General features: G+C 66.0%; 19 protein-coding genes. 7 read left to right on the top strand and 12 right to left on the bottom strand.

Going from position 1 to position 24,744, the window contains the following annotated elements:
• Positions 1 to 214 precede the first annotated feature (214 nt).
• The 3 genes from AC1RQK_RS00505 to AC1RQK_RS00495 form a co-directional block, all read right to left on the bottom strand.
• Entirely contained in the window at positions 215 to 2,416 is a 2,202-nt protein-coding gene (locus tag AC1RQK_RS00505; RefSeq protein WP_492807104.1) for a peptidase domain-containing ABC transporter, read from the bottom strand.
• 52 nt (positions 2,417 to 2,468) lie between these two features.
• On the bottom strand, positions 2,469 to 3,728 hold the full coding sequence (locus tag AC1RQK_RS00500; RefSeq protein ID WP_492375180.1) for an HlyD family secretion protein: 1,260 nt from the start codon (positions 3,726 to 3,728) through the stop codon (positions 2,469 to 2,471).
• A 73-nt stretch (positions 3,729 to 3,801) separates the two neighbouring features.
• Positions 3,802 to 5,064 carry a TolC family outer membrane protein gene (locus AC1RQK_RS00495; protein WP_492807471.1) on the bottom strand — a complete coding sequence of 421 codons (1,263 nt, stop codon included), beginning with the start codon at positions 5,062 to 5,064 and terminating at the stop codon, positions 3,802 to 3,804.
• Between AC1RQK_RS00495 and AC1RQK_RS00490 the strand changes: the two genes are divergently transcribed.
• On the top strand, positions 5,042 to 5,518 hold the full coding sequence (locus AC1RQK_RS00490) for a hypothetical protein (protein WP_492807500.1): 477 nt from the start codon (positions 5,042 to 5,044) through the stop codon (positions 5,516 to 5,518). The genes AC1RQK_RS00495 and AC1RQK_RS00490 overlap by 23 nt on opposite strands.
• 474 nt (positions 5,519 to 5,992) lie before the next feature.
• Here the strand turns inward: AC1RQK_RS00490 and AC1RQK_RS00485 are convergent, their stop codons facing one another.
• Genes AC1RQK_RS00485 through AC1RQK_RS00475 form a run of 3 tightly spaced genes read right to left on the bottom strand, consistent with a single transcriptional unit; the run spans position 5,993 to position 8,060 of the window.
• Complete coding sequence (locus AC1RQK_RS00485) at positions 5,993 to 6,835, bottom strand: NAD-dependent protein deacetylase (RefSeq protein WP_492372174.1); 843 nt, start codon at positions 6,833 to 6,835, stop codon at positions 5,993 to 5,995.
• Between the two features lie 60 nt (positions 6,836 to 6,895).
• Positions 6,896 to 7,165, bottom strand: a complete 270-nt coding sequence (locus AC1RQK_RS00480; protein WP_492372173.1) for an oxidoreductase-like domain-containing protein — start codon at positions 7,163 to 7,165, stop codon at positions 6,896 to 6,898.
• A gap of 22 nt (positions 7,166 to 7,187) precedes the next feature.
• Positions 7,188 to 8,060, bottom strand: a complete 873-nt coding sequence (locus tag AC1RQK_RS00475) for a helix-turn-helix transcriptional regulator (protein ID WP_492807101.1) — start codon at positions 8,058 to 8,060, stop codon at positions 7,188 to 7,190.
• A gap of 114 nt (positions 8,061 to 8,174) precedes the next feature.
• On the opposite strand from AC1RQK_RS00475, the gene AC1RQK_RS00470 reads away from it, so the two are divergent.
• Positions 8,175 to 9,611 (top strand): MFS transporter, encoded by a 1,437-nt coding sequence (locus AC1RQK_RS00470; protein WP_492807099.1) that lies wholly within the window; start codon positions 8,175 to 8,177, stop codon positions 9,609 to 9,611.
• Here AC1RQK_RS00470 and AC1RQK_RS00465 read toward each other — a convergent pair whose 3' ends face one another.
• Complete coding sequence (locus tag AC1RQK_RS00465; RefSeq protein ID WP_492372178.1) at positions 9,612 to 10,136, bottom strand: SRPBCC family protein; 525 nt, start codon at positions 10,134 to 10,136, stop codon at positions 9,612 to 9,614. It abuts the gene before it with no gap.
• A 369-nt stretch (positions 10,137 to 10,505) separates the two neighbouring features.
• Here AC1RQK_RS00465 and AC1RQK_RS00460 point away from each other — a divergent pair, with 369 nt between their 5' ends.
• Positions 10,506 to 12,587 (top strand): patatin-like phospholipase family protein, encoded by a 2,082-nt coding sequence (locus AC1RQK_RS00460; RefSeq protein ID WP_492372170.1) that lies wholly within the window; start codon positions 10,506 to 10,508, stop codon positions 12,585 to 12,587.
• Positions 12,588 to 12,683: 96 nt separating this feature from the next.
• Here the strand turns inward: AC1RQK_RS00460 and AC1RQK_RS00455 are convergent, their stop codons facing one another.
• The 4 genes from AC1RQK_RS00455 to AC1RQK_RS00440 all read right to left on the bottom strand — a co-directional run bounded on the left by AC1RQK_RS00455 (position 12,684) and on the right by AC1RQK_RS00440 (position 19,989).
• Complete coding sequence (locus AC1RQK_RS00455; RefSeq protein ID WP_492372169.1) at positions 12,684 to 14,231, bottom strand: efflux transporter outer membrane subunit; 1,548 nt, start codon at positions 14,229 to 14,231, stop codon at positions 12,684 to 12,686.
• An 11-nt stretch (positions 14,232 to 14,242) separates the two neighbouring features.
• Complete coding sequence (locus AC1RQK_RS00450; protein ID WP_492372168.1) at positions 14,243 to 17,434, bottom strand: efflux RND transporter permease subunit; 3,192 nt, start codon at positions 17,432 to 17,434, stop codon at positions 14,243 to 14,245.
• Between the two features lie 225 nt (positions 17,435 to 17,659).
• Positions 17,660 to 18,922 (bottom strand): efflux RND transporter periplasmic adaptor subunit, encoded by a 1,263-nt coding sequence (locus tag AC1RQK_RS00445; protein ID WP_492372167.1) that lies wholly within the window; start codon positions 18,920 to 18,922, stop codon positions 17,660 to 17,662.
• Between the two features lie 143 nt (positions 18,923 to 19,065).
• Positions 19,066 to 19,989 (bottom strand): alpha/beta hydrolase, encoded by a 924-nt coding sequence (locus AC1RQK_RS00440; protein WP_416052301.1) that lies wholly within the window; start codon positions 19,987 to 19,989, stop codon positions 19,066 to 19,068.
• A 295-nt stretch (positions 19,990 to 20,284) separates the two neighbouring features.
• On the opposite strand from AC1RQK_RS00440, the gene AC1RQK_RS00435 reads away from it, so the two are divergent.
• The gene (locus AC1RQK_RS00435) at positions 20,285 to 21,241 is read left to right on the top strand and encodes a LysR family transcriptional regulator (protein ID WP_492372166.1); all 957 of its coding nucleotides are present in this window, start codon (positions 20,285 to 20,287) and stop codon (positions 21,239 to 21,241) included.
• 33 nt (positions 21,242 to 21,274) lie between these two features.
• Here AC1RQK_RS00435 and AC1RQK_RS00430 read toward each other — a convergent pair whose 3' ends face one another.
• Complete coding sequence (locus AC1RQK_RS00430) at positions 21,275 to 21,739, bottom strand: RidA family protein (RefSeq protein WP_492372165.1); 465 nt, start codon at positions 21,737 to 21,739, stop codon at positions 21,275 to 21,277.
• A gap of 127 nt (positions 21,740 to 21,866) precedes the next feature.
• Here AC1RQK_RS00430 and AC1RQK_RS00425 point away from each other — a divergent pair, with 127 nt between their 5' ends.
• From AC1RQK_RS00425 to pstS, 3 genes are all read left to right on the top strand, one after another.
• Positions 21,867 to 22,526, top strand: coding sequence for a helix-turn-helix transcriptional regulator (locus AC1RQK_RS00425; RefSeq protein WP_492807095.1), 660 nt, complete (start codon positions 21,867 to 21,869; stop codon positions 22,524 to 22,526).
• 131 nt (positions 22,527 to 22,657) lie between these two features.
• The gene (locus AC1RQK_RS00420; RefSeq protein WP_492807093.1) at positions 22,658 to 23,473 is read left to right on the top strand and encodes an alpha/beta hydrolase; all 816 of its coding nucleotides are present in this window, start codon (positions 22,658 to 22,660) and stop codon (positions 23,471 to 23,473) included.
• 237 nt (positions 23,474 to 23,710) lie between these two features.
• Entirely contained in the window at positions 23,711 to 24,742 is a 1,032-nt protein-coding gene (gene pstS / locus AC1RQK_RS00415; RefSeq protein WP_492807091.1) for a phosphate ABC transporter substrate-binding protein PstS, read from the top strand.
• Positions 24,743 to 24,744: the final 2 nt, after the last annotated feature.

Here is a 24,744-nt window from a genome sequence, read left to right as displayed (position 1 = left end):
ACACCTCGGGACCGCTGGCGAACGGCTTCGCTTCGGACTTCCCGCAGATGCGACGCGCAATGGCCCTGATTGCCTTGCTGCGACGGCACCGGCCGCTGGTGAAACCAGGATCGGCATCAGACGGGCGCCGAGGGAGAAAATCGCCTTTGGCACTCAGGCCGCCAGCGCCCCGGATTGCTTCGGTATGGTTCCGCTTGCACATTGCTCAACTCCATCAAACAGGCTTGCTGATCAACTCGCCCGGAGCGGCGTCGATCTCCCCCTGCATGGCTGATTGTGCGGGCAGCATCTCCGGCGCCAGCGCACGTACCGCGCCTCGCTCCAGCACGATCACCCGGTCCGCGCTGCGGATCGTCTCCGGCCGGTGCGCTATGATGATTCGCGTGACCCTCATGGCACGGATGGCCTGGTTGATGCGCTGTTCGCACTCCACATCCAGGTGACTGGTGGCTTCATCGAGAATCAGGATGGACGGCTTGCGGTAGAAAGCCCGCGCCAGCAGCACGCGCTGGCACTGGCCGCCCGACAGCGATGAGCCCATGTCTCCCACCAGGGTCTGATAGGCCATCGGCATGGCGGCAACGTCATCGTGGACCTGGGCCAGGCGCGCGGCTTCCTCGATGCGTGCCATGTCCGGCTGCGGATCGAAGAAGCCGATGTTTTCGGCAATGGATCCGGCAAAGAGAATGTCGTCCTGCATCACGCAGCCGATCATGTCGCGGTACTGGTGCAGGCCCAGCTTGCGGATGTCGACGCCGTCGGCGCTCACCGCCCCTTCCTCGGGTACCAGCAGGCCCAGCAGCACCTTGGCCATGGTCGTCTTACCCTGTCCCGATGGCCCCACCAGGGCAACGGACTCCCCTGGCGCGATCGAGAACGTGCAGCCGTCCAGCACCCACGGCTCGGTCTCTGCGTAGCGAAAACGCAGGCCGCGCACGTCGATGGCGGGCGAGGCCACCAGGCCTTCGGCCGCTGCCGGCGGACGTAGCGTCTTCGTTTCCATGTCGCTCTCGACGCAGGTCAACACGATGTCGGCCAGGCGCTCGCCATGCAGGCGCAACATGCGGAAATCGATGACGGTGTCGATCAGCCCGGACGCCCGGGACGAGAACTGCTCCGCGAAGCTGACGAAAGCCACCAGCATCCCGGCGGAGAACTGGCCGTCGAGCACCAGTCGCGCCGCCAGCCACACCAGCACGACCCGCCCGGCACCGGAGATGATGCCCTGCAAGGTCGAGAAGCTGATCGAAAGCCGCTGGATCGCCACGTTCTTGTTGGTGGTGTCGACCACGGCGTTGGCGTAGATGGCAACGCGCACATCCTGCTTGTTGCCCAGCTTGATCGCCTGGACGCCGCGGATCGATTCCAGCAAGTTCGACTGGGCGCGTGCCGCATAGACGATCTGGTCCTCGTTGGCCTGCCGGAACGGACGGTAGGAGACCCAGCGGATCAGGGCATAGGTGGTGAAGAGTCCCAACTCGAGCCAGGTCAGCATCGGGCTGTAGATGAACAGCATGAGGAGCGTCACGATCGCCATGACGCCGTCGAGCAGCGTGCTGACAAAGCGCGTCGTGAGCGTGCTCTGGATGGTGCCGATCGAGCCAAAGCGCGACACCACGTCACCGATATGGCGCTGCTCGAAATACGACATGGGCAGCTTGAACAGGTGCGAGCAGAGGTTGGCCGTCCACTGCACGTTCAGCAGGCTGGAGAACCATGTCAGCACCCATGCGCGCAGGGCAGCGATGGCATTCTGGAACAGCACCACCATGAGGAAGCCGATGCCGAGCAACGTCAGCAGGTCGACGTCGGCCGACACCAGCACGTGGTCCATCACCCATTGCATATAGAACGGCGAGACGATGCCGAAGACTTCCAGGGCGACCGAGAGCAGCAGCACCTGGAAGAACGCGGCGCGGATGCCGGCCACGCTGCCGATCAGCTTCAGCATCGAGATGGATTCCTTCTCGCGGGTACGCTCGAAGGTGGGCGATGGCAGCAATTCCAGCGCCACGCCGGTGAAATGATCCGACGCTTCGGACAGCGGTACGTCGAGTATGCCGCGGGCGGGATCGTGGATCGTGATCTTGTTGCGGCCGATGCGCTTCAGGACCACGAAGTGATTCAGGTCCCAGTGCAGGATACAGGGGCGCCGCAGCTTGACGAGCTCGCCGAGCTCGAGGCGCAGCGCGCGCGAGGCCAGTCCCAGGCGCGAGGCCACCAGCATCACGTCGGCCAGGGTTGCCCCCTTGAGCGAGGGGCTGAAGCGGCGGCGCAGGCTGACCAGATCGATCTCGCGGCCGAAGTAGCCGGCGACCATCCCGACGCATGCCAGGCCGCATTCCGCCGCCTGGGTCTGGAGCAGCACCGGCAGGCGCTGGCCCCAACCGAACTGCAGTGCTTTCATAAAACTCATGATCCGAGCGATTCCAAGGTGATTTGACGCATGGCGCGATGGCGGAGGATCGTCACGATCCGGCGCGGCGGCCCAGGGCATACAGCGGCGCCAGTACCCACTCGATCAGGCGTCGCCTGTCAAGCAGCACGTCGGCTTCGAGCGCCATGCCGGGCTTGAGCGGCTCATGCTTGCCATAGGCCTGGATGTCCTGCCGGTCCAGCGCGACAACCACGCGGTAGTGCTGTTCCTGCACGTTGCCCTGTCCGGTGAGATTCGCGACCTCCTTCGGCGAGAGCGCGGTGCGCGACACTTCGGTCACGCGTCCCGATTGCTGGCCGAACTTCTGGTATGGATAGGCCTGGTAGCGCAGCACGACAGGCGCGCCGGGGCGGATGAAGCCGATCGCCCGGCTCGGCACCATCAGTTGCGCCTCGAGCTGCGCGCCCTGCGGCAGCAGGGACATGACGGTCTGCCCGGCATTGACGATCTGCCCCGGTTTCGCCAGCAGCGCGCCCACCACGCTTGCCCGCGGCGCGCGCAGGATCACCGAGCGGCGCGACTCGTTCTCGGCCGTCGCCTGGTCGATATCCGCGAGCTTGCGTGCGATCTCGTTGCGCTGGTTGCTCATATTGAGCGGCAGCTCGCGCTGCCGCTGGCGGACCTGTTCGAGCTGTTGCCCGATGTCCAGCCGGTGGCGGACAAGCTCCTGCAGCCTCGCCTGGGAATCGATCAGCACGCCCTCCTGCTGCTCCACCTGGCTATTCGAGGCATAACCCTCGGCCCGCATGGACTGCAGCTTTTCGAGCTGGCGTGTGGCCAGGTCGGCCTGGCGGGTACGCTGTTCCTTCTGCGCCTGGATCTGTGCGAGCTGCTCGCGCAGCATGCCGGCTTGCATCTGCAGGCCGCGCTGCGCCTCGCCAGCCAGTTGCAACTGGCTGGCGAGGTCGATCTCGAGCTTGGAACGCTGCAGCTTGAGCTGCGTGCCGATGTGCTCGCGCGTTCCGCCCAGTTCCGTGGCCACTTCCGCGGAAACCACCATCAGCCCGGCGCCCTCTTCCACAGACTGGCCTTCACGCACGCGGGTCTCGACCAGGGTGCCGGTGAGCGGTGGCGTGATACCGAACAGGCCTTGGGCTGGCAGCAGCTGGCCGAGGACGCGCTCGCGCTTGGTGTAGGTGCCGAACACCAGCAAGCCCGCGATGGCAGCCGCCAGCGCACCGGCCACGCCGATCATCAGCCACCGGTACGGCGGGGAATACAGGCTGACCGCGCCCATGAGCCTGTACTTGCTCGCGTCGAGCGCTTCTTGCCGGAACAGCGAATCAGTCATTGCAACGTCTCGACATTGAGTCAGGATTGAATAGCGCGCGGTGCCCGGCGCGCCAGCGTCTGCCGGCCGATGCTCACCCCTTGTGCTGGTGGCATGCCAGCGCGGCGACATCGGCATCGCCCAGCGAGCCGAGCGCGGCCGACAACTGCAGGCGCGCGCGCAGGTGCTTGTAGCGCGCGGAGGCCAGGTCACGTACCGCCTCGAAGTAGCGCTGCTGCGCATTCAGTTCGTCGATGTTCGTCCGCATGCCCACCTCACGGCCGAGGCGGGTCGACTTGACCTTGCCTTCGGCGGATCCCAGCGCACGCTGCCGTGCTTGCACCAGCGCGCCACCGTTCGTCATGCCGAGATAGGCGGCACGCGCGCTCTCGCGCGCCCTGCGCCGCGCATCTTCGAGCGCGTCGCGGGCCTGGGCGCGGCGGCTGTAGGCCTCGCGCCCGGCCGAGAGTTGCGCGCCGCCGGCAAACAGCGGAATGGTGATCGTCACGCCGATCGTCGACGAGCGCGTCTTCGAGGTGGTGCCGAAGATCGCATCGAGCCTGTTCTCGCCGGCACCGTAGCTCCAGTTCGTGCCGTAGGATGCCTGGGCGCTGACGACAGGCAGGTTTGCGCCCACGGCAGCGGCGACGTCGGCCCCGGCCTGCTCGGCCTGCTGCTCGGCAATGCGCACCTCCAGATTGTCCCGGGCGGCTTCCTCCATGGCAGCCTCCATGTCGGCCGCCATGGCCGACGGCATGCATTGCAGCCCGACAGCTTCGACTTCGTCCGCCGACAGGCCGGTCAGCCTGCGGTACGTGCCGCCGGCAATCTCGAGATCGGTCAGCGCAGCCACTGCGCTGGCAAGCGCCAGGTCCAGGTTGGCCTGCGCCTCGTCCACGTCGGTCCGCGTACCCTCCCCGAGCCGTAGCGCGGCTGTTGCCTGGTCGAGCTGCTTCTGGAATGCCAGCTTTGCCGACACGGCCGCCTGCAGAACCTCGCGCTGGTACAAGACATCGAAATAGGCATCGGATACGCGGACCATCAGGTCCTGCTGCGACTTCTCGAACTCGATGTCCGCCAGGGTCGCCAAGGCAATGCCGCGCTTGACGTCGGCAAAGCGCGGCATATCGAAGATGGGCTGCGTCACGCTGGCGGCAATGCTGTGCCGGCGCACGGCGGTGGCATAGGCCGCCCCGGGCTGATCCTGCTTCGCGTAGCTGCCCTCGAGCTGCGCGCGCGGCAGCAGGCCGGCGATCCCCTGCCAGCGCTTCTCCCGGCCAGCCATCCGGGCATTGCCCGCGGCGGAAAAACCGGCGTCGAAACCTCGCGCCGCATTGATTGAATCCAGCAAGGTCACCGCGTGCGAGACCTGGGCACTTGCCAAAACACAGGGAAGAACCAACAGATCAATCAACTTCATCTTCAACATCGGCGCCCGATCCTCTCCAATCCATTGGGGAGCTTTTTTCAACATGAAACAAAGCGGTCCTGAGCAGGGAGAAACAGCGAATTCGGATCACGAAATGATCCGCCTGCGCAACGGTGTGCGCCTGCAAGGGCGAGGTCGCGGACAGGACAAATGGTACGTTCCGTGCCGTGCAACGACGCCAGGGCTGCAGCCTGGAGCATTTGCCGCGCAGCGGCGATCGCCACCGGATCCTCGCACCAGACTCGTTCCTGTCGCATCTGCATCGCGCTGGCTTAAGGATCGGACGATAGCAGGGATCGTCGATGAAAAAACCAGGATTAATCTGATTCTTTCAATCCTAAATCTGAGAGAGGCCGACATTTCCAAACTCCATGATGAGTAGTCGGAGTCGGGGGCTCACACCCATTATGGGATCCGCGCAACGGCATTTTCTATACCTGGCGGCGGGCGCCCGCGCCCGCCACGGCGCCGAGACACCCGCGGGGTTCGGAAATCAGCGTGTCGCCCACGTGGGCGCCATGAAAGCAAGGCCTCGGAATTCCCGCCCGCCTGCTGCCCCGATTGCGAAACGCCGCGCAGCCGTGGCGCGAGTGACTGAGTGACGCAGCAGCCGCGCGCGCGTTGTGCCATGCCCGCCGGTTGACGTAATGCGCTTCGCGAGCAACCATTGAACCATCCGCCCGATCCACCTGGATCCGGAGGACATGGGCCATTAATCCGCGCGGCGATCGGCGAATGGACGTTGGCAACACCGCCGCCCGCAATCCCGGCCCTGGACATCAGTTGGCGTCACGCCGCATCGGAGTCGTGGCGCTGCGCTTGCGGCTTTGACCTTGACACCGGCAACCAAGGCCCCTCACCCCACCCCCAGCCGCCCGGCAAGATCCACCAGCGCCGCCGCGCAAGACACCTCCGCCTTCAATGCCAGCAACGCATCCGCGCGCGTCTGCCCGAGATTGACCGCAGCGACCGGCTTGCCAAGCTTGCCCGCTGCGAGGCAGAAGCGATAGCCGGAGAACACCGTCAGCGACGACCCGATCACCAGCAGCGCATCGGCCCCCTCCAGCGCCTGCATGGAAGCGTCGACGCGCTCGCGCGGCACCGACTCCCCGAAGAACACCACATCGGGCTTGAGCACGCCGCCGCAGTGCCCGCACGCGGGAATGTGCACGGCCTCGAAACTGGCCAGCTCCAGGTGCGCATCGCCATCGGAAGCCGGCAGCGCGCGCAGTTCCGCCAGCGCCGGGTTGTCCGCCTCGAGTTGCGCCTGCAGCGAAGCGCGCGGGCGGCGCGTGCCGCATTGCAGGCAGATCACGCTGCCCACATGGCCATGCAGCTCGATCACGCCGGTGCTGCCAGCGCGCTGGTGCAGGCCGTCCACGTTCTGGGTGACAAGCTGGCGCACATAGCCAGCCGCTTGCAGCTGAGCCAGCGCGAAGTGCGCGGCGTTAGGCTGCGCGTTGGCCAACACCGGCCAGCCCAGCATGCTGCGCGCCCAATAGCGCTGGCGCACCGCATGCGAGCGAAAGAAATCCTGCGCCTGCACGGGCGGCGTGCGCTGCCAGTTGCCCTGCGCGTCTCGGTAGCCGGGAATGCCGGAGTCGGTGCTGATGCCGGCCCCCGTCAGCACCAGCAGGCGCGGATGGTCCCGCACGAACGCGTGGAGATCGGCCAGCAGGTTCCGGTCGGTGACGGTCAAGGGGAGCTCCTTGTCTTGTGCGCGTGGCGTGCGGGGGGCGTGCGTGGCGTATCAGCCGGATCAGAAGCTGGGACCGCCCGCGCCCGCGGCGGCATCGGCGGTCTGCCCGGCGAGCGCCAGCCAGGCCTTCAACTCGGCGCGATACTGCTCCATCGCCGCGGCGTGCAGGTCGAAGATGCAGGGATCGCAGCCATTGCCGCAGCAATCATTGATATCCGGCGTGGGCGGCGCTACAGGCTTGGGCGGCAATGCTTGCGCTGCCGGCTCCGGCGTAGCCGCCGTTTCTGGGGTGCGTCCTGCGGGGGACGCCAGGTTTTCTACCGACACCATCGACTCCAATTGAATTGCACGATCAGTATACGGCCGGCGCGCGCGCGCCGCTGCCGATGCCACTGGCCAGCCATGCCTCGAATGCCTCGCTGCCCGGCTCCCCCGCTACCGCCGCGTAGACCACCAGCCGCAGGTGACGCTCCTCGTCCGCAGTGAGCGTGGCATGCTCGCAGCGCACCGTGCCCACCGCATCCAGCCACAAGGCCCGGATGCCGGTGCAAACGCCCTGCACATCGTGCTGGCGCCACCATTGCCTGAAATCCGGCGCTGCGCGCTCCAGCTCGTCCACCAGCTCAAGCAGGGTCGGATCGTCCGGTGCGCGGGCCAGGTCGCGGCGAAAGCTCGCCAGCATCTGTGGCGCCTGCGCCTCCCAGCCGGCAAAGCGCTCGCGCATGGCCGGGTCCAGAAAGATCATGCGCAGCATATTGCGATGGCCCGGCGCGCAAGCGCCAAAGCCGAACACGCGCTCGGCCGCCGCGTTCCACGCCAGCACATCCCAGCGCAGGTTGAGCACATAGGCAGGCCGCAGCGGCAGGTCGTCCATCAACCGGCGCACCAGCGGCGGCACCGTGCACCAGGTGCGCCCGCTCTCGGCTGGCGGGCGCTGGTGCGCCAGCAGAAACAGGTGGCGCCGCTCGGCGGCGTCCAGCCGGAGCACGCGCGCCAGGTTCTCCAGGAACGCCGCCGAAACGCCGATCTCGCGCCCCTGCTCCAGCCAGGTGTACCAGGTCAGGCCCACGCCGGCCAACGCCGCCACCTCCTCGCGGCGCAGGCCCGGGGTGCGGCGCCGGCCGGCGCTGGGCAGGCCCGCCTGCGCAGGCGAGATGCGTTCGCGCCGCTGGCGCAGGAAGTCCGCCAGCGCAGCGCGGGTACGGTCTAGGGTGCGTGGCGGCATGAAATTAGCGGCATGGCGTTAGCCTGTTGCCTGATGTAATAGCATAATTAGTTAAATTGTAATACTTTAACGAGCAGCTGAGAATGCGGGCCTAAGTATTCAACAGGATCCCCCATGCCCTCTCCAAGCGCCTTGCCCGTGCTGTTCGTGCTGTTGCTAGGCGGCTTTGTCACCGTCTTCGACCTGTTCGTGGTCAATGTGGCGATTCCTTCCATTCAGGCCGACCTGGGCGCCAGCTTCGGCGAGATCGGGGCAGTCGTGGCGGCCTACGAACTGGCCTACGGCGTGCTGCTGATCACCGGCAGCCGCCTGGGCGATCTCCACGGCCGGCGGCGGCTGTTCGCGCTCGGCATGGCAGGCTTCACGCTGGCCTCGGCGCTGTGTGGCGTGGCCCCTACCGCGGCGCTGCTGATCGCGGCGCGCGTGCTGCAAGGCGGCGCCGCCGCGCTGTTGTTCCCCCAGATCTACGCCGTGATCCGCGTCAGCCTTGACGAGGCCGCGCGCCGCCGCGCCTTCGGCCTGCTCGGCATGACGCTTGGCCTGGCTGCCATCGCCGGCCAGGTGCTGGGCGGCCTGCTGGTGCAGAGCGACCTGTTTGGCCTCGGCTGGCGCCTGATCTTCCTGATCAATATCCCGGTGGGCGTGGCAGCCATGCTGGCCGCGCGGCGCATCCCCGAATCGCGGGCCATGGCAGCGCCCGGCTCGCCCGCAAGCGGGCTGGATTGGCCCGGCGTGCTGCTGGCCAGCGCCGGGCTGACGCTGCTGCTGGTGCCGCTGCTGGAGGGCCCCGCGCGCGGCTGGCCGGGCTGGGCCTTTGCCTCGCTGGCGCTGGCCGCCGCCTTGCTGGCCGGCTTTGTGCGCGTGGAGCGGCGCCGATCCGCGCCGTTGGTGGACCTGGCCCTGTTTGCCCAGCGCCGCTTTGCCCTTGGCACGCTGGTGGTGCTGCTGGTGTACTCCACGGCCAGCGCGTTCTTCCTGTGCTTTGCCCTGCTGTTGCAGGCTGGGCTGGGCGTCGGCCCGCTGCTGGCCGGCAGCGTGTTCGCGCCGGCCAGCGTGGGATTCGTTGCCGCGTCGATGTGGGCGCCCCGGCTGGTGGGGCGCTTCGGCAACGCCGTACTCGCCGTGGCGGCCTTGCTTTACGCCACGGCGCACACCGTCCTGACGCTCCAGGTGGTGACGGCAGGCGCCATGCTGGTGCCCTGGCATCTGGTGCCCGCGCTGATCCTGTTCGGCCTGGCCCAGGGCATGCTGATGACGCCGCTGCTCAATCTCGTGCTCGGCCTTGCACGCGAGGCGCAGGCCGGCATGGCGTCCGGGCTGGTGTCGACCATGCAGCAAGTGGGCGGCGCATTCGGCATCGCCATCGCGGGCATGTTCTTCCAGCAGGCGCTGCAAGCCGAAGGCGGCATCGGCAGCGCGCAACGCTATGCCCACGCGTTTGCCGGCGCGATGGGCTACAACCTGGCGGCGGCGCTGCTCTGTGCGCTGCTGTTGCTCGCACTGGCTCGGCCGCTAGCCCGCCCGGACGCCGCGGCCCAGGCGGCACGCTGATCAGCCGCCCGTGCCGGGCGAGGGCTTGCGGGCCTCCAGCACCGCCCGCAGCCGCGTCACCGCCTCAGCCGACTCGGCCTCAATGCGCTTGCGCAGCACCAGCCAATTGGTCAGCGCAAACAGCAGGTTCGGCGCGGGGTAGCTGAATTCGCGCCGGAAGTGCGTGCCCTGCGGCGTCTGGGCGAGCGTGTAGCGGACCGCGCCCGCCTCGCGCCCATCGATGGTGCCCTGGATCATCCAGGCCGAGGACGGGCTGCGCTCCACCGCGGTCCACACCACCTGGCCGCGCCGCCCGGCTACCGAGAACGTCTCGGTGACCTGCTCGCCGGGCAGGAGCGAATGACCGGCCGAGGCGCCAGTCACGGCGAGCGAAGATGGATGCCAGTTGGGCCAGTTGGCGGGCGTGGAAACGTAGTCGAACACCACGGCATCAGGCTGCGCGATCGTCACCTCGTTGACGATATGCGTGACGGCGCGCCACGACCGCGGCAAGGGGAGCAACAGCACGGCCGCCGCGCCCGCCAAAACCAGGAACCCGACGAACAGGGTCCGCCGCTTGTGGGTCCGCCTTCTGTGGATTCGCCGCCTGCTCATGGTGGGGGCCTGGACTATCAATGCGCCGACGGGCTGCGGTAAGGCCTGCGGCCCTCTCCGGCTAGGGTGGCCGAAGTGCTTTTAGCTTTTAGTGTAGTCAGCTTTGATCGCCGCGATGGCTCGGCGAATCACGCATGCAAGACGCCCTATCACGGGGACGGCCACCTCGCCCATCCCATGAAATGCTTACCCCCAATTGGCCGTATTCCGGCCATTGGCTGGTTGCTATGCTCAGTGCCGAAAAGGCGGAAAAAGCAGAGAAGGTAAAAAAGGCCGGATGGCTCTATGGAGACGAGGTATATGCGCAAAGCACTAATTTCCTGCCTGGGACTGGCAATGGCGGGCTGCGCCGTGGGTTATCGGAACCCCGATCTCGCCGGGGCTCAGGACCTGCGCATGCCGCTACCGCCCTGCACCGCCCCCGCGGCTAGCAACTGCCTGAACGACAGCCAATCACTCGAACCAGAGGCCATTTACGCGGCGGAAGTGGGATCCCGAACTAACAGTCCGCGCGTCGGGCTAGCACTGTCCGGAGGTGGGTCAAAGGCGGCACCGTTCGCGCTTGGCGTCTTGCAGGAGTTAGTCAACGCCGACGCGCTGGGCAGCATCGACTATATCTCCAGCGTGTCGGGTGGCAGCTATGCGGCACTTTACCTATACGCCAACGCGTTGAGGGTCAGCGAAAAGCCCGAACTCGGGCCCCTCAAGCGGTACTTCGCGGATATCCGTCCCGTTAGTTTCCCCCCAAAGGAAAAGACGGTTGGCACCGAGGGCTACGTGCCTGCTGCCAGCCCGGGAGGGCTGAAGAAAGACCTGCAATTGGACGTGGCCCAGGCAGGTGCCTGCGAGAAGATATTCACCCCGGCGCAGGAACCCGTCGTTCAAGACAACCGGAACCTCGGGTGGGTAGATTGCTACCAGGACATCCTGTTTACCGCGCCCGGCGGAACGTCCAAGCGCTATGACCGTACAGAGCCTGTGCGCAAAGCGGCCTTTACGGCGCTGGAGAACATCTCCACCGCGCCCGTTGCGCTGCTCAGTGGCGTGCTGTTTGACTGGCGTCTACCCACCTCACCCTCGCAGCAGCAATATGCGCGAGGGATTTTCCGGACCTACGGTTATCAGCCGTCCGCAGGCGAGGAGGTTCCAGCGCCCCTCTGGAGCGCGGATATCGCAGCGCAGATGAACTCGCTGACATTCAGGCGGCTGAGGACGCTCTATTCGGCATCGCCTGTGAATCCGCGCGTGCCGATCTGGATCATCAACGCCACCGCAGCGAGTGGCAATGTGCTGCTGGATGTCGACTCCGCACCTTATGACCTGTCCGAAGCCGTCTTTGAGGCCACGCCGTTTGGTTACGGCGCTGGCCGCTTCGGCTACGTGCGGGGCTATCTGGACGACCTGGGCGTCGGCGTCGCCGACACCGTGCTGGCTTCGGCTGCCTTCTTCGACACCGCCCAACGACAATACAACCGTTTCGCAGTCAACAGCGTGCTGACGCTAACGAACTCGCGGTGGGGAATCGATATCGCCAACTATCGCGTCGGCGACGCCACGCGCCGCTGGCACTCGCTGCTGCCCTGGCCGTTCTACTACCTGAATGACCTTCCCTCATCGAACAGCGGCCCCACCATTCATTTGTCCGACGGCGGGCAAAGTGGCGACAACCTTGGGATGGTCAGCCTGATTCGGCGCGGCATGGACAAGCTGATCGTAGTGGCAGGGGAACAGGATTTCACCGCCACCGGCGAGCGCGATGGCTATTCGGACTTCGCTTCGCTTTGCGCAGTCAACCGCTATCTGGGCCAGCAGTCGCCGCAGCGGCATATCGTGTTCTTCGGCCATCCGTCGGAGCCAAACGAGGATATGTTCGACCTTTCAGCACAATGCGATGCCGACAAGGTTCGCCTCAAGACGGCAATCTTGTCTGCCGAAGCCAAGCAACCCGTGCCGGGAGCCGTCAACCCCTTGCGCTGGCGCAATGCGGTTTGGCGAGGCCGGATCGTCCCGCTCGACGATACGCAAGCCGCCGCGTCGGAAAAATGCGTTCAGCCAGCTTGCGCGGAGGTGTTCTATCTGATGTCTGGATTGGATCGAGCGCGCTGGATGGCCAAGGCGGCCTATCTGATCGATGACAAAAAATACGCGGAGGTGCAAAACTGTATCGGATACAAGGCCTTCGATCCTGACGGATTCGAGTACAGCTGCCCTGTGTTGCAGTACTTGTTCGAGCAGATACGCGATCCGGTTTGGCGCTGGCCACAGACTACGACCGTCGGCACCACCTATAACAGCAGTGTCAACCTTGCGCGTGCCTACCGTTACCTCGGCGTACTGGGCGCACGCTCGCTGCGCGAAAGCCGGTTGTTTGCCAAAGAATAGTGCAGCGAGCCCGTACGGCCGGTTGTCCGACGCATACGGGCCCATCGCGCGGCAACGCAAGCACAGCCAGGCAGCAGGACACCACGCTGCTTGTGCTCAGTGGTTCGATGCCAGCGGGCCAGTGCCCGCCTGCGCCACACTGGGTGCGGCATCCGGCAACGGCCCCCACCCGCCGCCCAGCCGGCGCACCAGCGCCACCGTGGCGGAGGCACGCAGCCCGGCCACCTGGTTGGCGTCGCGCTGCGACTGCAGTACCGTGCGGTCCGCGTCGATCACCGTCAGGTAATCCACCGCGCCCGCCTCGTAGCGGCTGCGCGAGATCTTGGCCGCGCGGCGGGCGCCGCCCAGTGCGCCGTCCAATGCGCCGGCCTGCTGGCTCAGCCAGCGTACGTCCGCCAGGCTATCTTCCACCTCGCGCATCGCGGTCAGCACGCTCTGGCGGTAGCTCGCCACCGCTTCCTCGTGCTGGGCGCGCGCCGCCGCCAGGTTGGCCTTGTTGCGGCCTCCGTCGAAGATCGGGGCGGCGATCGTGCTGCCGATCAGCGGCCCCAGCGCCCACGCGCTGGAGGACCACTTGAACAGGTTCGACAGGTCGCTCGACTCAAAGCCGAACAAGCCGCTCAGCGTGATGCGTGGATAGAACGCGGCCTTCGCCACGCCGATGCGTGCATTAGCAGCCGCCATCAGGCGCTCGGCTTGCGCGATGTCGGGACGGCGCTCCAGCAAATCGGAGGGCAGCCCCGCCGGCACGGTGATCAGCGCGGCGTCCAGCGGGCGCGCAGCCAGCGTGAAGGCGGCCGGCGGCGCGCCGGTCAGCACCGCCAGCGCGTGCTCCTGGTTAGCGCGGCGGCGCTCGATGCCGGCGAGATCCGCGCGGGCTGTACCAAGCTCGGCTTCGGCGCGGGCGGGGTCGAGGTCCGTGGTTTCGCCTTCGTCGAAGCGGCGCTTGAGCAGCTTGAGCGCGTCCTCGCGCAGGGTGATGGTGGCGTTGAGCAGGTCGCGCTCGCTGTCCAGCGTGCGCAGCGCGAAGTAGGCTTGCGCCACGTCCGCCTGCAGCGCCAGCAGCACCGAACGATACAGGTCTTCCGCCGCATCGCCTTCGGCGCGCGCCGCCTTGACGTTGTCGGCCACGCGACCGAACAGGTCAAGCTCGTAGCTGGCAAAGGCGCGTGCCCTGAGCACGGTCTGCGGCGCCACCTTGGTGCCATCGGGCAGCCCTTGCGAGGCGGCCGACAATTGCGTGCGGGTCGGGTCCAGGCCCACGCTCAACTGCGGGTACTGGTCGGCCTCGGCCACGCCGGTGAAGGCGCGGGCCTGCTTGAGGCGTGCCGCGGCGATCGCCAGGTCCTGGTTGGATTCGGTCGCGGTGGCGATCAGGCGGTCGAGATCGGCGTCGCCGAAGATCTTCCACCATTCGCCGCGCTGCGCGCCTTCGGCGGGCGTGGCCACCTTCCATTGCGTGCCTTCGGCTTGCGCGGCCATCGCTTCCTTGTAGGCCGGCGTGGCGGCGGTCGCGCTTTCCGGCACCTTGTAGGTCGGTGCCAGCGAGCAGCCCGCCAGGATCAGGGCCACGGCCAGCGTGGCCAGGCGCGGCAGCGCCGCAGGCAGTAGCGATGTCATCTTGGATGTCAATGTTGCGTTCATGTCGATCACCGTTATTCAGCGGAGGCGATAGCCTTGTGGCTCGCCGACGGTGCTTCCGACACCTTGCGGCGCTGGCCACGGGTCGCCAGCATACGCAGCGCCACGTAGAACACCGGGGTCAGGAACAGCCCGAAGAAGGTCACGCCCAGCATGCCGGCGAACACTGCCACGCCCATCGCATGGCGCATCTCGGCACCCGCGCCGGTGGACACCACCAGCGGCACCACCCCCATGATGAACGCGAACGACGTCATCAAGATCGGGCGCAGGCGCAGGCGGCTGGCTTCAATGGCAGCGGCCACGATGGAGCGGCCCTCATGCTCCAGCTCCCGCGCAAACTCCACGATCAGGATCGCGTTCTTGGCTGACAGCCCCACCAGCACGATGAAACCAATCTGCGTGAAGATGTTGTTGTCGCCCTTGGTCAGCCACACGCCAGTCATGGCAGCCAGCAGGCTCAGGGGCACGATCAGGATCACGGCCAGCGGCAAGGTCAGGCTTTCGTACTGCGCGGCCAGCACCAGGAACACCAGCAGCACGCACAGCGGGAAGATCCATACCCCCGCGTTGCCGGCCAGGATGTCCTGGTAGGTCAGGTCGGTCCACTCGAACTTGATGCCCTTGGGCAGCGTCTCGGCCGCAATGCGCTCAGCCGCGGCTTGCGCCTGGCCCGAGGAGAAGCCCGGGGCCGGGCCGCCGTTCATGTCCGCCGCGGTGAAACCGTTGTAGCGGATCACGCTGTCCGGGCCAAACCCCTGGTTGACTGTGAGCAGCGACGACAGCGGCACCATGTCGCCAGCGCTGTTGCGCGTCTTCAGTTGCAGGATGTCCTCGGCGTGGGCGCGGAACTGCGCATCCGCCTGGACCTTGACCTGGTAGGTCCGGCCAAACTTGTTGAAGTCGTTGACATAGGCCGAGCCGAGGTAGGTCTGCAGCGTGTCGAACACGTCCGTCACCGGCACGCCCAACTGCTTGGCTTTCACCCGATCCAGTTTCACATCCAGCTGCGGCACGTTGACCTGGTAGTTGGTGAAGATACCGGCCAGCTCCGGCGTGGCGCGCGCCTTAGTGGTAAAGGCGTTGGTTGCGTCGAACAAGGCGTCGTAACCCAGCGCGGCACGGTCCTCGATCATCATCTTGAAGCCGCCGATGGTGCCCAGGCCCTGAACCGGCGGCGGCGGGAACACGGCGATGAAAGCATCCTGGATCGCGGCGTACTTGCCATTTAGCTGCGCTGCGATGGCGTTGCCCGACAGTTCCTTGGTCTTGCGTTCTTCAAACGGCTTGAGCGAGACAAAGACAATGCCGGCGCTCGGGCTGTTAGTGAAGCCATTGATCGACAGACCCGGGAAGGCAATCGCCGATTCCACGCCCGGCTGCTTGAGCGCGATGTCGGACATCTGGCGGATCACGTCCTCGGTGCGGTCCAGCGTGGCGCCGTCAGGCAGCTTGGCAAAGCTCACCAGGTACTGCTTGTCCTGCGCCGGCACAAAGCCCTTGGGCACCAGCTGGAACACACCCCAGGTCAGCGCCAGCATCACGGCGTAGACGCCGAACACCGCCGTCTTGCGCGAGATCACGCCCTTCACACCCTTGCCGTAACGATCGGCGCTGGCACCGAAGAAACGATTGAAGCGGCCGAAGAAGCCACCCAGCACGCGATCCATGCCGCGCGAGAGCCAGTCCTTGGGCGCATCGTGGCCGCGCAGCAGCAGCGCGGACAAGGCCGGCGACAGCGTCAGCGAATTGAAGGCCGAGATGATGGTCGAGATGGCGATGGTCAGCGCAAACTGCTTGTAGAACTGACCGGTCAGGCCCGTCATGAAGGCCAGCGGCACGAACACGGCGATCAGCGTCAGCGCGATCGCGATGATCGGGCCGCTCACCTCACGCATGGCCTTGTAGGTGGCCTCTTTTGGCGATAACCCCTCGGCGATATTGCGCTCGACGTTCTCCACCACCACGATCGCATCGTCCACCACGATCCCGATAGCGAGCACCAGCCCGAACAGTGACAACGCATTGATCGAGAAGCCAAAGGCGTGCATCAGCCCGAACGTCCCCACGATCGACACCGGCACGGCCAGCAGCGGAATCACCGAGGCGCGCCACGTCTGCAGGAACAGGATCACCACCAGCACCACCAGGGCGATGGCTTCGAACAACGTGTGGGTCACGGCCTCGATGCTATGGCGCACGAACTGCGTCGGGTCATAGACGATGCTGTAGTCCACGCCATCGGGGAAGTTCTGCTTGAGCTCCTCCATGGTCTTGCGCACGTCGTCCGATATCTGGATGGCGTTGGAGCCAGGAGCCTGGAAGATCGGAATGGCCACCGCGGACTTGTTGTCCAGCAGCGAGCGCAGCGCGTACTCCGACGCGCCCAGCTCGATGCGGGACACGTCTTTCAGGTACGTCACGCCGCCATCGGGCGAGGTCGCCACGATGATGTCGCCAAAGGCCTCCACGGTTTCCAGGCGGCCCTGCGCGTTCACCGAGAGCTGCAGGTCAGCGCCCGGCAGCGCGGGCGAGGCGCCGATCACACCAGCGGCCACCTGCACGTTCTGCTCGCGGATGGCCTTGACCACGTCGGCGGCCACCAGCTTGCGCTCGGCCATCTTCTCGGGGTTCAGCCACACGCGCATGGAATAGTCACCCGAGCCGAACAGCTGCACCTGGCCCACGCCCTGGATCCGCGCCAGGCGGTCCTTGACGTTGATCACCGCGTAGTTGCGCAGGTAGGTCATGTCGTAGCGGTCGTTCGGCGAGACCAGGTGGACCACCATGGTCAGGTCGGGCGAGCTTTTCACCGTGGTGATGCCCAGGCGGCGCACGTCCTCCGGCAGGCGCGGCTCGGCTTGCGCCACGCGGTTCTGCACGAGCTGCTGGGCCTTGTCCGGATCCGTGCCGAGCTTGAAGGTGACGGTCAGCGTCAGCAGGCCATCGCTATTGGCTTGCGACGACATGTAGAGCATGTCCTCGACGCCGTTGATCTGCTCCTCCAGGGGAGACGCCACGGTCGCGGCAATCACCTTGGGGTTGGCGCCCGGATACTGCGCGCGCACCACCACGGACGGCGGCACCACCTCGGGATACTCCGAGATGGGTAGCTTGAACATCGAGATGGCGCCGATCAGGAAGATCAGCACCGATAGCACGCCGGCAAAGATAGGCCGGTCGATAAAGAATTTCGAGAGATTCATCTCAGTCTCGGCAGTCTTGGCGAAAGGGCTCCCCCTGGCGGCCTGAATGGCAGGCGCCATGTGGAGCGGGGAAGCTAAAAAATGGTTTGGCCTCGGGGGAGAGGTACTTTCAAAGCCGGCGCACCGTGGATACGCCCGCCCTCTCCCCCGGCCCCTCCCCCGCCATGCGGGAGAGGGGAGCAAACCCTTGACGGATTCAGCGCATGCGGTTCATGCCGGATCGGCTCAGGTCACCGGCTTTCCGTCGGCCGCCTTATCCGTGGTTTTCTCCGTGGCCGCTTGCTTACGGTCAGCCGATTCGCCGCGTTGATCCAGTTCGCGCTTGAACGCCATATCGACCGGCTTGGGCGCAACCGTGATGCCGGGGCGCACACGCTGCAGGCCATTGACCACGATCTTCTCGTCGGCCTTCAAACCCTGGCGGATCACGCGCAGCCCTTCATACGACGGCCCAAGCGTGACTTCGCGATAGGCCAGTTTGTTGGCGCCATCCAGCACCAGCACAAACTTCTTGCCCTGATCGGTGCCGATGGCGCGGTCGTTGATCAGCACCACCGGATGCGGCGTGCCGCCGCCGAGCTTGATGCGCGCATACAGTCCCGGCAGCAGGCGGCCGTCCGGGTTGTCGAACACGGCGCGCACGCGGATGGTGCCGCTCTTGGTGTCGAGCCGGTTGTCCAGCGACTGGATATGGCCCTCGCGCGGATAGTCCTCATCGTTAGCCAGGCCCAGGAACACTGGGAGCTTTGACTGGCCACCTTCGCCACCGGACGCTTTGTCCGCCGTATAGCGCAGGTAGGTCTGCTCATCGAGCTCGAAGCTGGCATAGACCGGCGAGACCGACACCACCGTGGTCAGCACCGGCGTGCCGGCACCGGCCGCCACCAGGTTGCCCACCGTGATCTCGGCGCGCGATACGCGCCCGCTGACCGGCGCGGTGATGCGCGTATAGGTCAGGTTAAGGCGAGCCACATCCAGCGAGGCCTGCGCGGCACGCACATTGGCGATGGCTTCGCGCGAACCGTTGTCGCGCTCATCGAACTCGCGGCGCGATACCGCGTTGTCCTGCACCAGTCGCTGCGCGCGGGCCAGTTCGGTCTGCGCGTGGCCGGCACGCACTTGCGCGGCGGCCAGCGCGGCTTCCGCACGCGCTACCTCTGCGGCATAAGGACGCGGGTCGATGGTAAATAGCGGATCGCCCTTCTTCACCAGCGCGCCTTCACGGAAGTGCACGGCGTCGATGGTGCCGCCAACGCGGGCGCGGATCTCAACCCGGTCCACCGCTTCCAGACGGCCGGAGAACTCGTCCCATTCGGTGATGGTCTTGCCAAGGGCCGCTGCCACGTCCACGGTGGTGGGTGCTGCCGGGCCAGGCACGGCCTGCGCCTCGCCAGCGTGCCAGGGCTTGAAGATCGAGGTGGCCAGGCCAGCGCCGAGCACTGCGACGATGGCCAGGGCAATCATGGTGCGTCGAGTTTGCTGATTCATTTTCTTGACTCCGTATTCCGTCTGCGGGTTTTCTTCAACTGGAAAGCAAAAATAGGACGAACGCCCCCGCCGGAGCGCGCAAAGCGAGCACGCCCGGTACGCCTGCTTGTCGCAGGCCGGCTTGGCTTATTGGTAACGCGGGATCAGCCGGGCGGGCTGGCTCCTGTCTGGCGTTCGGCCTTGGGTGAGGCGTCGTCGTCGCCGGCAAGATAGCCTTGCAGGTAACGCGCGCCTTCGTTTATCCACACCTGACATCGGTCGTGGGACACTTCCACGCCGGCGCCACAGGCACCGGGCATGATCTGGACCTGCGCCGGCACACTGGCCGTCTGCAGGCGGCTGACGAAGGCTTCGCCTTCGGCACGCAATGCATCTTCTTCCGCCACCTGCACAAAGGTGGGCGGCAGGCCGGCCAGCCGCGAGGCCAGCGCCGGGGCCGCGTAGGGATGCACGCTGGCGGCCGGGGTCGGCAGGTAATCGCGGTAGTAGCCCGCCAGGCGCTGGAGCATTTCCAGCGGCACGCTGCGCCCGCCCTGCCCGACCGAGCACGAGGCGTGCTGCAGGCATGGATCAGTCACCGGGCGGATCAGCCACTGCGCGCGCGGCTCGGGCAAGCCGCGGTCGCGCAGCATCTGCGACAGCGCGATCGCCAGGTTGCCGCCCGCCTCTTCGCCCACCAGGGCAAAGCGCAGCTTGTCCACCTTGAGGCGGCGCGCATGGCGCAGCACCCATTCGGCGGTATGAAACACGTCCTCCGGCGCCGCCGGGAACGGAAAATCGGGGGCCAGCGAATACGCCGGAGTGACCACCACCGCAGGCACGGTAACGGCCAGCGAGCGCGCCAGGCGCTGGGATTTCTCCAGGCTGCCGTCCACAAAGCCGCCCGCATGCAGGTAGATCAGCCACGGCAGCGACGGGGCGGCCTTGCCCTCCGGATAGCCCGGCGGGTAATTCAGGCGCACCGTGATGGTGCGCCCGCAGCTCTCCACCGCGTGCTCCGTCACGCGCCCCTCGGCCAGTTCGGCTGCTAAGGCTGCTGCTGCGGCTTTCGATTGCGAGGGCGACATGTCGGTCACGTGCGGCGCGATGGCGACGCATCCATTGCATATTGCGATGCAGCGAATTATGGTGGTTGATGAAGGTGGGATAAAGCGAGGCTTTACCAATGCACTGTTTCTCCGGTGAAATAATCGGGCATGTGGCGCCCGGGAGACCCTTCGCTGTGCAAGGTCATCCATTTTGTGCTCCACTCCCGCACTTGCGCAGCCGCGCAAGCCGTCATGAGCCACGCCGGGCCGCACCCCACCCGGGTGCCTGCCCCGCCAGCCAGACCTGCCTGTTTCCTTACCCAGGGGAGTGAACATGGATCGTCTCGTATCAATGCAGGCCTTCACCCGCGTGGTGGATGTCGGCAGCTTTGCGCGCGCGGCCGAGGCCATGGACCTGCCGAAAGCCACGCTCACCCGGCTGATCCAGAACCTGGAAACCCATCTCGGCGTGAAGCTGCTGCACCGGACCACCCGGCGCATCAGCGTGACCACCGACGGCGCCGCCTATTACGAGCGCTGCGTGCGGATCCTGGCGGACGTGGAAGAGGCCGAGCAATCCCTCACCCACCAGAACAACACGCCGCGCGGCACGCTGTGCGTGGACACCACCGCCGGGCTGGCGCAACTGGTGCTGATCCCCAAGCTGCATGAGTTTTTTGCCGCCTACCCCGAGCTCAAGATGGAGCTCACCATCAACGGCAAGCCCATCGACCTGCTCAAGGAAGGCGTGGACGTGGTGCTGCGCGTGGGCGACCCGGTGGACGACACCATGGTGGCGCGCCGCATCGGCCAGCTGCGGCTGGGGCTCTACGCCTCGCCGGTCTATCTCAAGCGCAACGGCACGCCCACCCAGCCCAGCGAGCTGGTGCAGCACCGGGCCGTGAACTACCTGTCCAACCGCACCGGCCGCGAAGTACCGTGGCCGCTCGGGCAAGGCGAGCAGCGCACGGAAATGCTGCTGCCCTCGTCCATCTCCACCAACGACGGCGACGTCTACCTGAGCTGCGCGCTGGAAAGCCACGGCATCGCCCGCATCTCGCGCGCCATGGCCCTGCCCTATGTGGAAAGCGGCCGGCTGGTCGAAGTACTGCCCGACTGGCCCACAGACTCGTTGCCGATCGCCGCGATGTACCCGCAGAACCGCCACCTGTCGGCCAAGGTGCGCGTGTTCGTCAACTGGGTGGCCGAGCTTTTCGCACACCATCCGCAGTTTGGCGAGACCCAGGCGGGACAGCCTCAGCCATCCCGGCAACCCAAGCTGGCGGCCTGAGCGCAACACGGGCGTACTGCGCATTAGCACCGGTTACACCGCGCCGGAAGACGCGGCGGACATTGAGCCCTCCGCCACGGCCAGCGCTTCCACCTCGAACAACATCCCGTCAAGCGCCAGACGCGGCACCGGAATCAAGGTGCATGCCGGCTTGGGTGTATCGCCCCAGGCGCGCGCCACCGCCGCCGCCAGCACGGCCAGGCGCGCCTCGTCGTGATCCACCACCAGCACGGTCAGCTTGGCCACATGGCGCAACTGCGCGCCAGCGGCGGCCAGCGCCACGCCCAGGTTGTCGAACGCCTGGCGCACCTGCGCCTCGAAACTCTCAGGCAGGCTGCCATCCGCGCGCTCCCCACCCTGCCCGGCCACGCAGACCAGGCCCGCGCCGGGCGCGACCATCGCCACATGGGAGTAACCGTTGGCGCTGGGATCATAGAGGCCAAGCGGATTAAGCATGGTGAGCTGACGCGATGCGTGTTGGGTACGAGTGGCTTGCATGGGACGATTTCCTTGATAGACAGCATTGAAACAGCAATGATCGGCTTGGCCAGATGCAGGACAGACTCGACATTGCCGCCCGCCTGCCCTAATATCCAAGACAGTTTTTGGATATTAGGGTGCACCCATGAATTATGCAAACAATAACTTGGATAACCCTACTGGGTCTCCGGGTGATCGCATCCTGTTCCTGTTGAAGACCAAGGGCGCGGCATCGACCACGCAGATCGCCCAGGCGCTGGGCGGCACCGCCGAGGCCGCACGCCAGCAGGTGCAGAAGCTGCTCGCCGCCGGGCTGATCGAGGGCCGACAGCAAAGCGCCAGCGGCGCAGGCCGGCCGCGCCAGGACTGGACCCTCACCACCAGCGGGCACGGCCGCTTTCCCGATACCCACGCGCAACTCACCATCCAGCTGATCGGATCGGTGCGGCAGTTGTTCGGCGAGGAAGGCATGGACAAGCTGATCGGCCAGCGCGAGTCCGAAACCCGCGCGCAATATCTCGCGGCGGTCGCCGGCCAGGGCGAGTTGCAGCAGCGGCTCGCCACGCTCACCGCGCTGCGCCAGGCCGAAGGCTATATGGCGCGCCTTGAGCAAGACGGCAAGGACTGGCTGCTGATCGAAGACCATTGCCCGATCTGCGCCGCTGCGCAGACCTGCCAGGGGTTCTGCCGGGCAGAGCTGCGGATCTTCCAGGAGGTCATCGGCGCGCAAGCGACCGTTACCCGCGAAGAGCATCTGCTGAGCAACGCGCGGCGCTGCGTGTATCGCGTCACTGCCGCGGCATAGGTGCCATAGGTGAAATAGGTGACCAGCCGGGGTTAGCGTGGATTGGTCATCCTCGCCGCCGATGCTATCTTGCTGCGCACCCACGGCGCCGTGCCCGCCAATTCGAAATTCGAACCCCGGAGAGACAACCCATGCCTTGCCGCCAAGCAAACACGCCGCGACGGTTGCGCCAGGCCACGCTCTGCCTCACGCTGCTGCTCTGCACCCTGGCAGCGCGCGCACAGACCGCGCCACAGGTGGTTGACATCCCGACGCGCCCCGGCGTGACGCAGCGCTTCCTGTATCTGGCGCCCGCACAGCCCACGGCTGCGGTGATCCTCTACGCAGGCGCGCATGGTGGCCTGAACATCTACCCCAACGGGGGCGTTGCCTGGGGTGCCGGCAATTTCCTGGTGCGCTCGCGCCAACTCTTCGTCGACAACGGGTTCGCGGTTGCCGTCATCGATGCGCCGAGCGACCGCCTGTCCTGGCCCTACCTGAGCGGCTTCCGCCTGTCCGCCGAGCATGCCGAAGACACCAAGGCCGTGATCGCCTGGATGCGCAGCCACACCAGCCTGCCTGTCTGGCTGGTCGGTACCAGCCGCGGCACCCAGTCGGTAGCGTCCACCGCGATCCGGCTAGCGGACGATGGCGGCCCCGATGGCATCGTGCTGACCGCCACCATCCTGCGCGACGATCGCGGCCAACAGGTGCCGGCGATGGCCCTCGACAAACTCAAGATACCCGTGCTCGTGGTCCATCACGAACAGGATGGCTGCAAGCAGTGCCCGTACAACGAAGTGCAAGGACTGATGGACAAGCTGGCCAAAGCCCCCAAAGCCGGACTGATCCACTTCGCCGGCGGCAAGAGCGTTGGAGACCCGTGCGAGGCCATGTCCTATCACGGATTCAACGGGATCGAGCCACAAGTGGTGACGGCCGTAGCGGGGTGGATGGCGGAAAAGTAAAGACTCGGCAAGCCATGATGACAGCCCGGCGACAACATCATGACAACGCGATGACGCACCGTTGCGCCTCTCCGTCGCACTTGCAAAACACCTTGCCGATAACAAGGCAGCGAGTGCTAGGATAAGCATGTGACCTCCCCGGCGGACCGCGCCGTTGAAGCGTTACATGCAGTACGTCCGATACGGGCGTACGTGCGCTAAGTGCGCCGTTCACTGACATGCCTGGGAGGTTGCAAAATGACTCCAACCCTCTTTTGGCAAAACGTGAAGCGCAGCGCCACGCTCATCAGCCTGTTCGCCGGCTGTGCGCTTTGCGCGCACGCGGGCGATATCACCGGCGCTGGCTCCACCTTCGTCTATCCCCTGCTGGTGAAATGGGCGGCCACCTACTACGCCAAGACCGGCCAGGAGGTGAACTACCAGCCCACCGGCTCGGGCAACGGCATCCGGCAGATCAAGGCGGCCAATGTCACGTTCGGCGCCTCCGACATGCCGCTCAAGCCAGATGAATTACGCGCAGCCGGACTGGTCCAGTTTCCGCTGGTTGTCGGTGGCGTGGTGCCGATCGTCAACCTGGACGGCGTAGCCGCTGGCCAGGTCCGCTTTACTGGCCAATTGCTGGCGGATATCTATCTGGGCAAGATCGCCAACTGGGATGACCCGGCCATCGGCGCGATCAACCCCGGCATCCACTTCCCCAATCAAAAGATCCTGGTCGTGCATCGCAGCGACAGCTCCGGCACGACCTTCAACTGGGCCGACTACCTGTCCAAGGTCAGCGACGAATGGAAAGGCAGCGTGGGTTCGGGCACCACCGTCAAATGGCCGGCAGGCGTCGGCGCCAACGGCAACGAGGGCGTGGCCACCTACATCAAGAATGTCAAAGGGGCGATCGGCTATGTCGAGCTGACTTACGCGCTGCAACGCAAGCTGCCCTACACGGCGGTGCGAAACCGGGACGGTGCGTTTATCGAGCCCGCGCGGGAGAGCTTCAGCGCAGCGGTAGCGTCTGCGGACTGGAGCCAGCACCCCGACTTCTATCAGGTCATTACGGACGCGCCCGGCACACAAGCGTGGCCAATTACCGGCGCCGTGTTCGTGATCATGCCAAAGGCGCCGAAGGATCCCGCCAGCGCCAAAGCCGCCCTCGCATTCTTCCGTTGGGCACTGAATGACGGGCAGGCTGATGCCGCGGCAGAGCACTACGTGGCGCTGCCACCCGCGCTGGTCAAGCAGATCGAAGCCTACTGGGGAGAGAACCTGAAGTGAGT

The organism is Cupriavidus sp. GW822-FHT02D05, from assembly GCF_058802485.1.
Note: the sequence above shows the minus strand (reverse complement) of the source record. Positions and strands in the feature narration are given on the sequence as shown.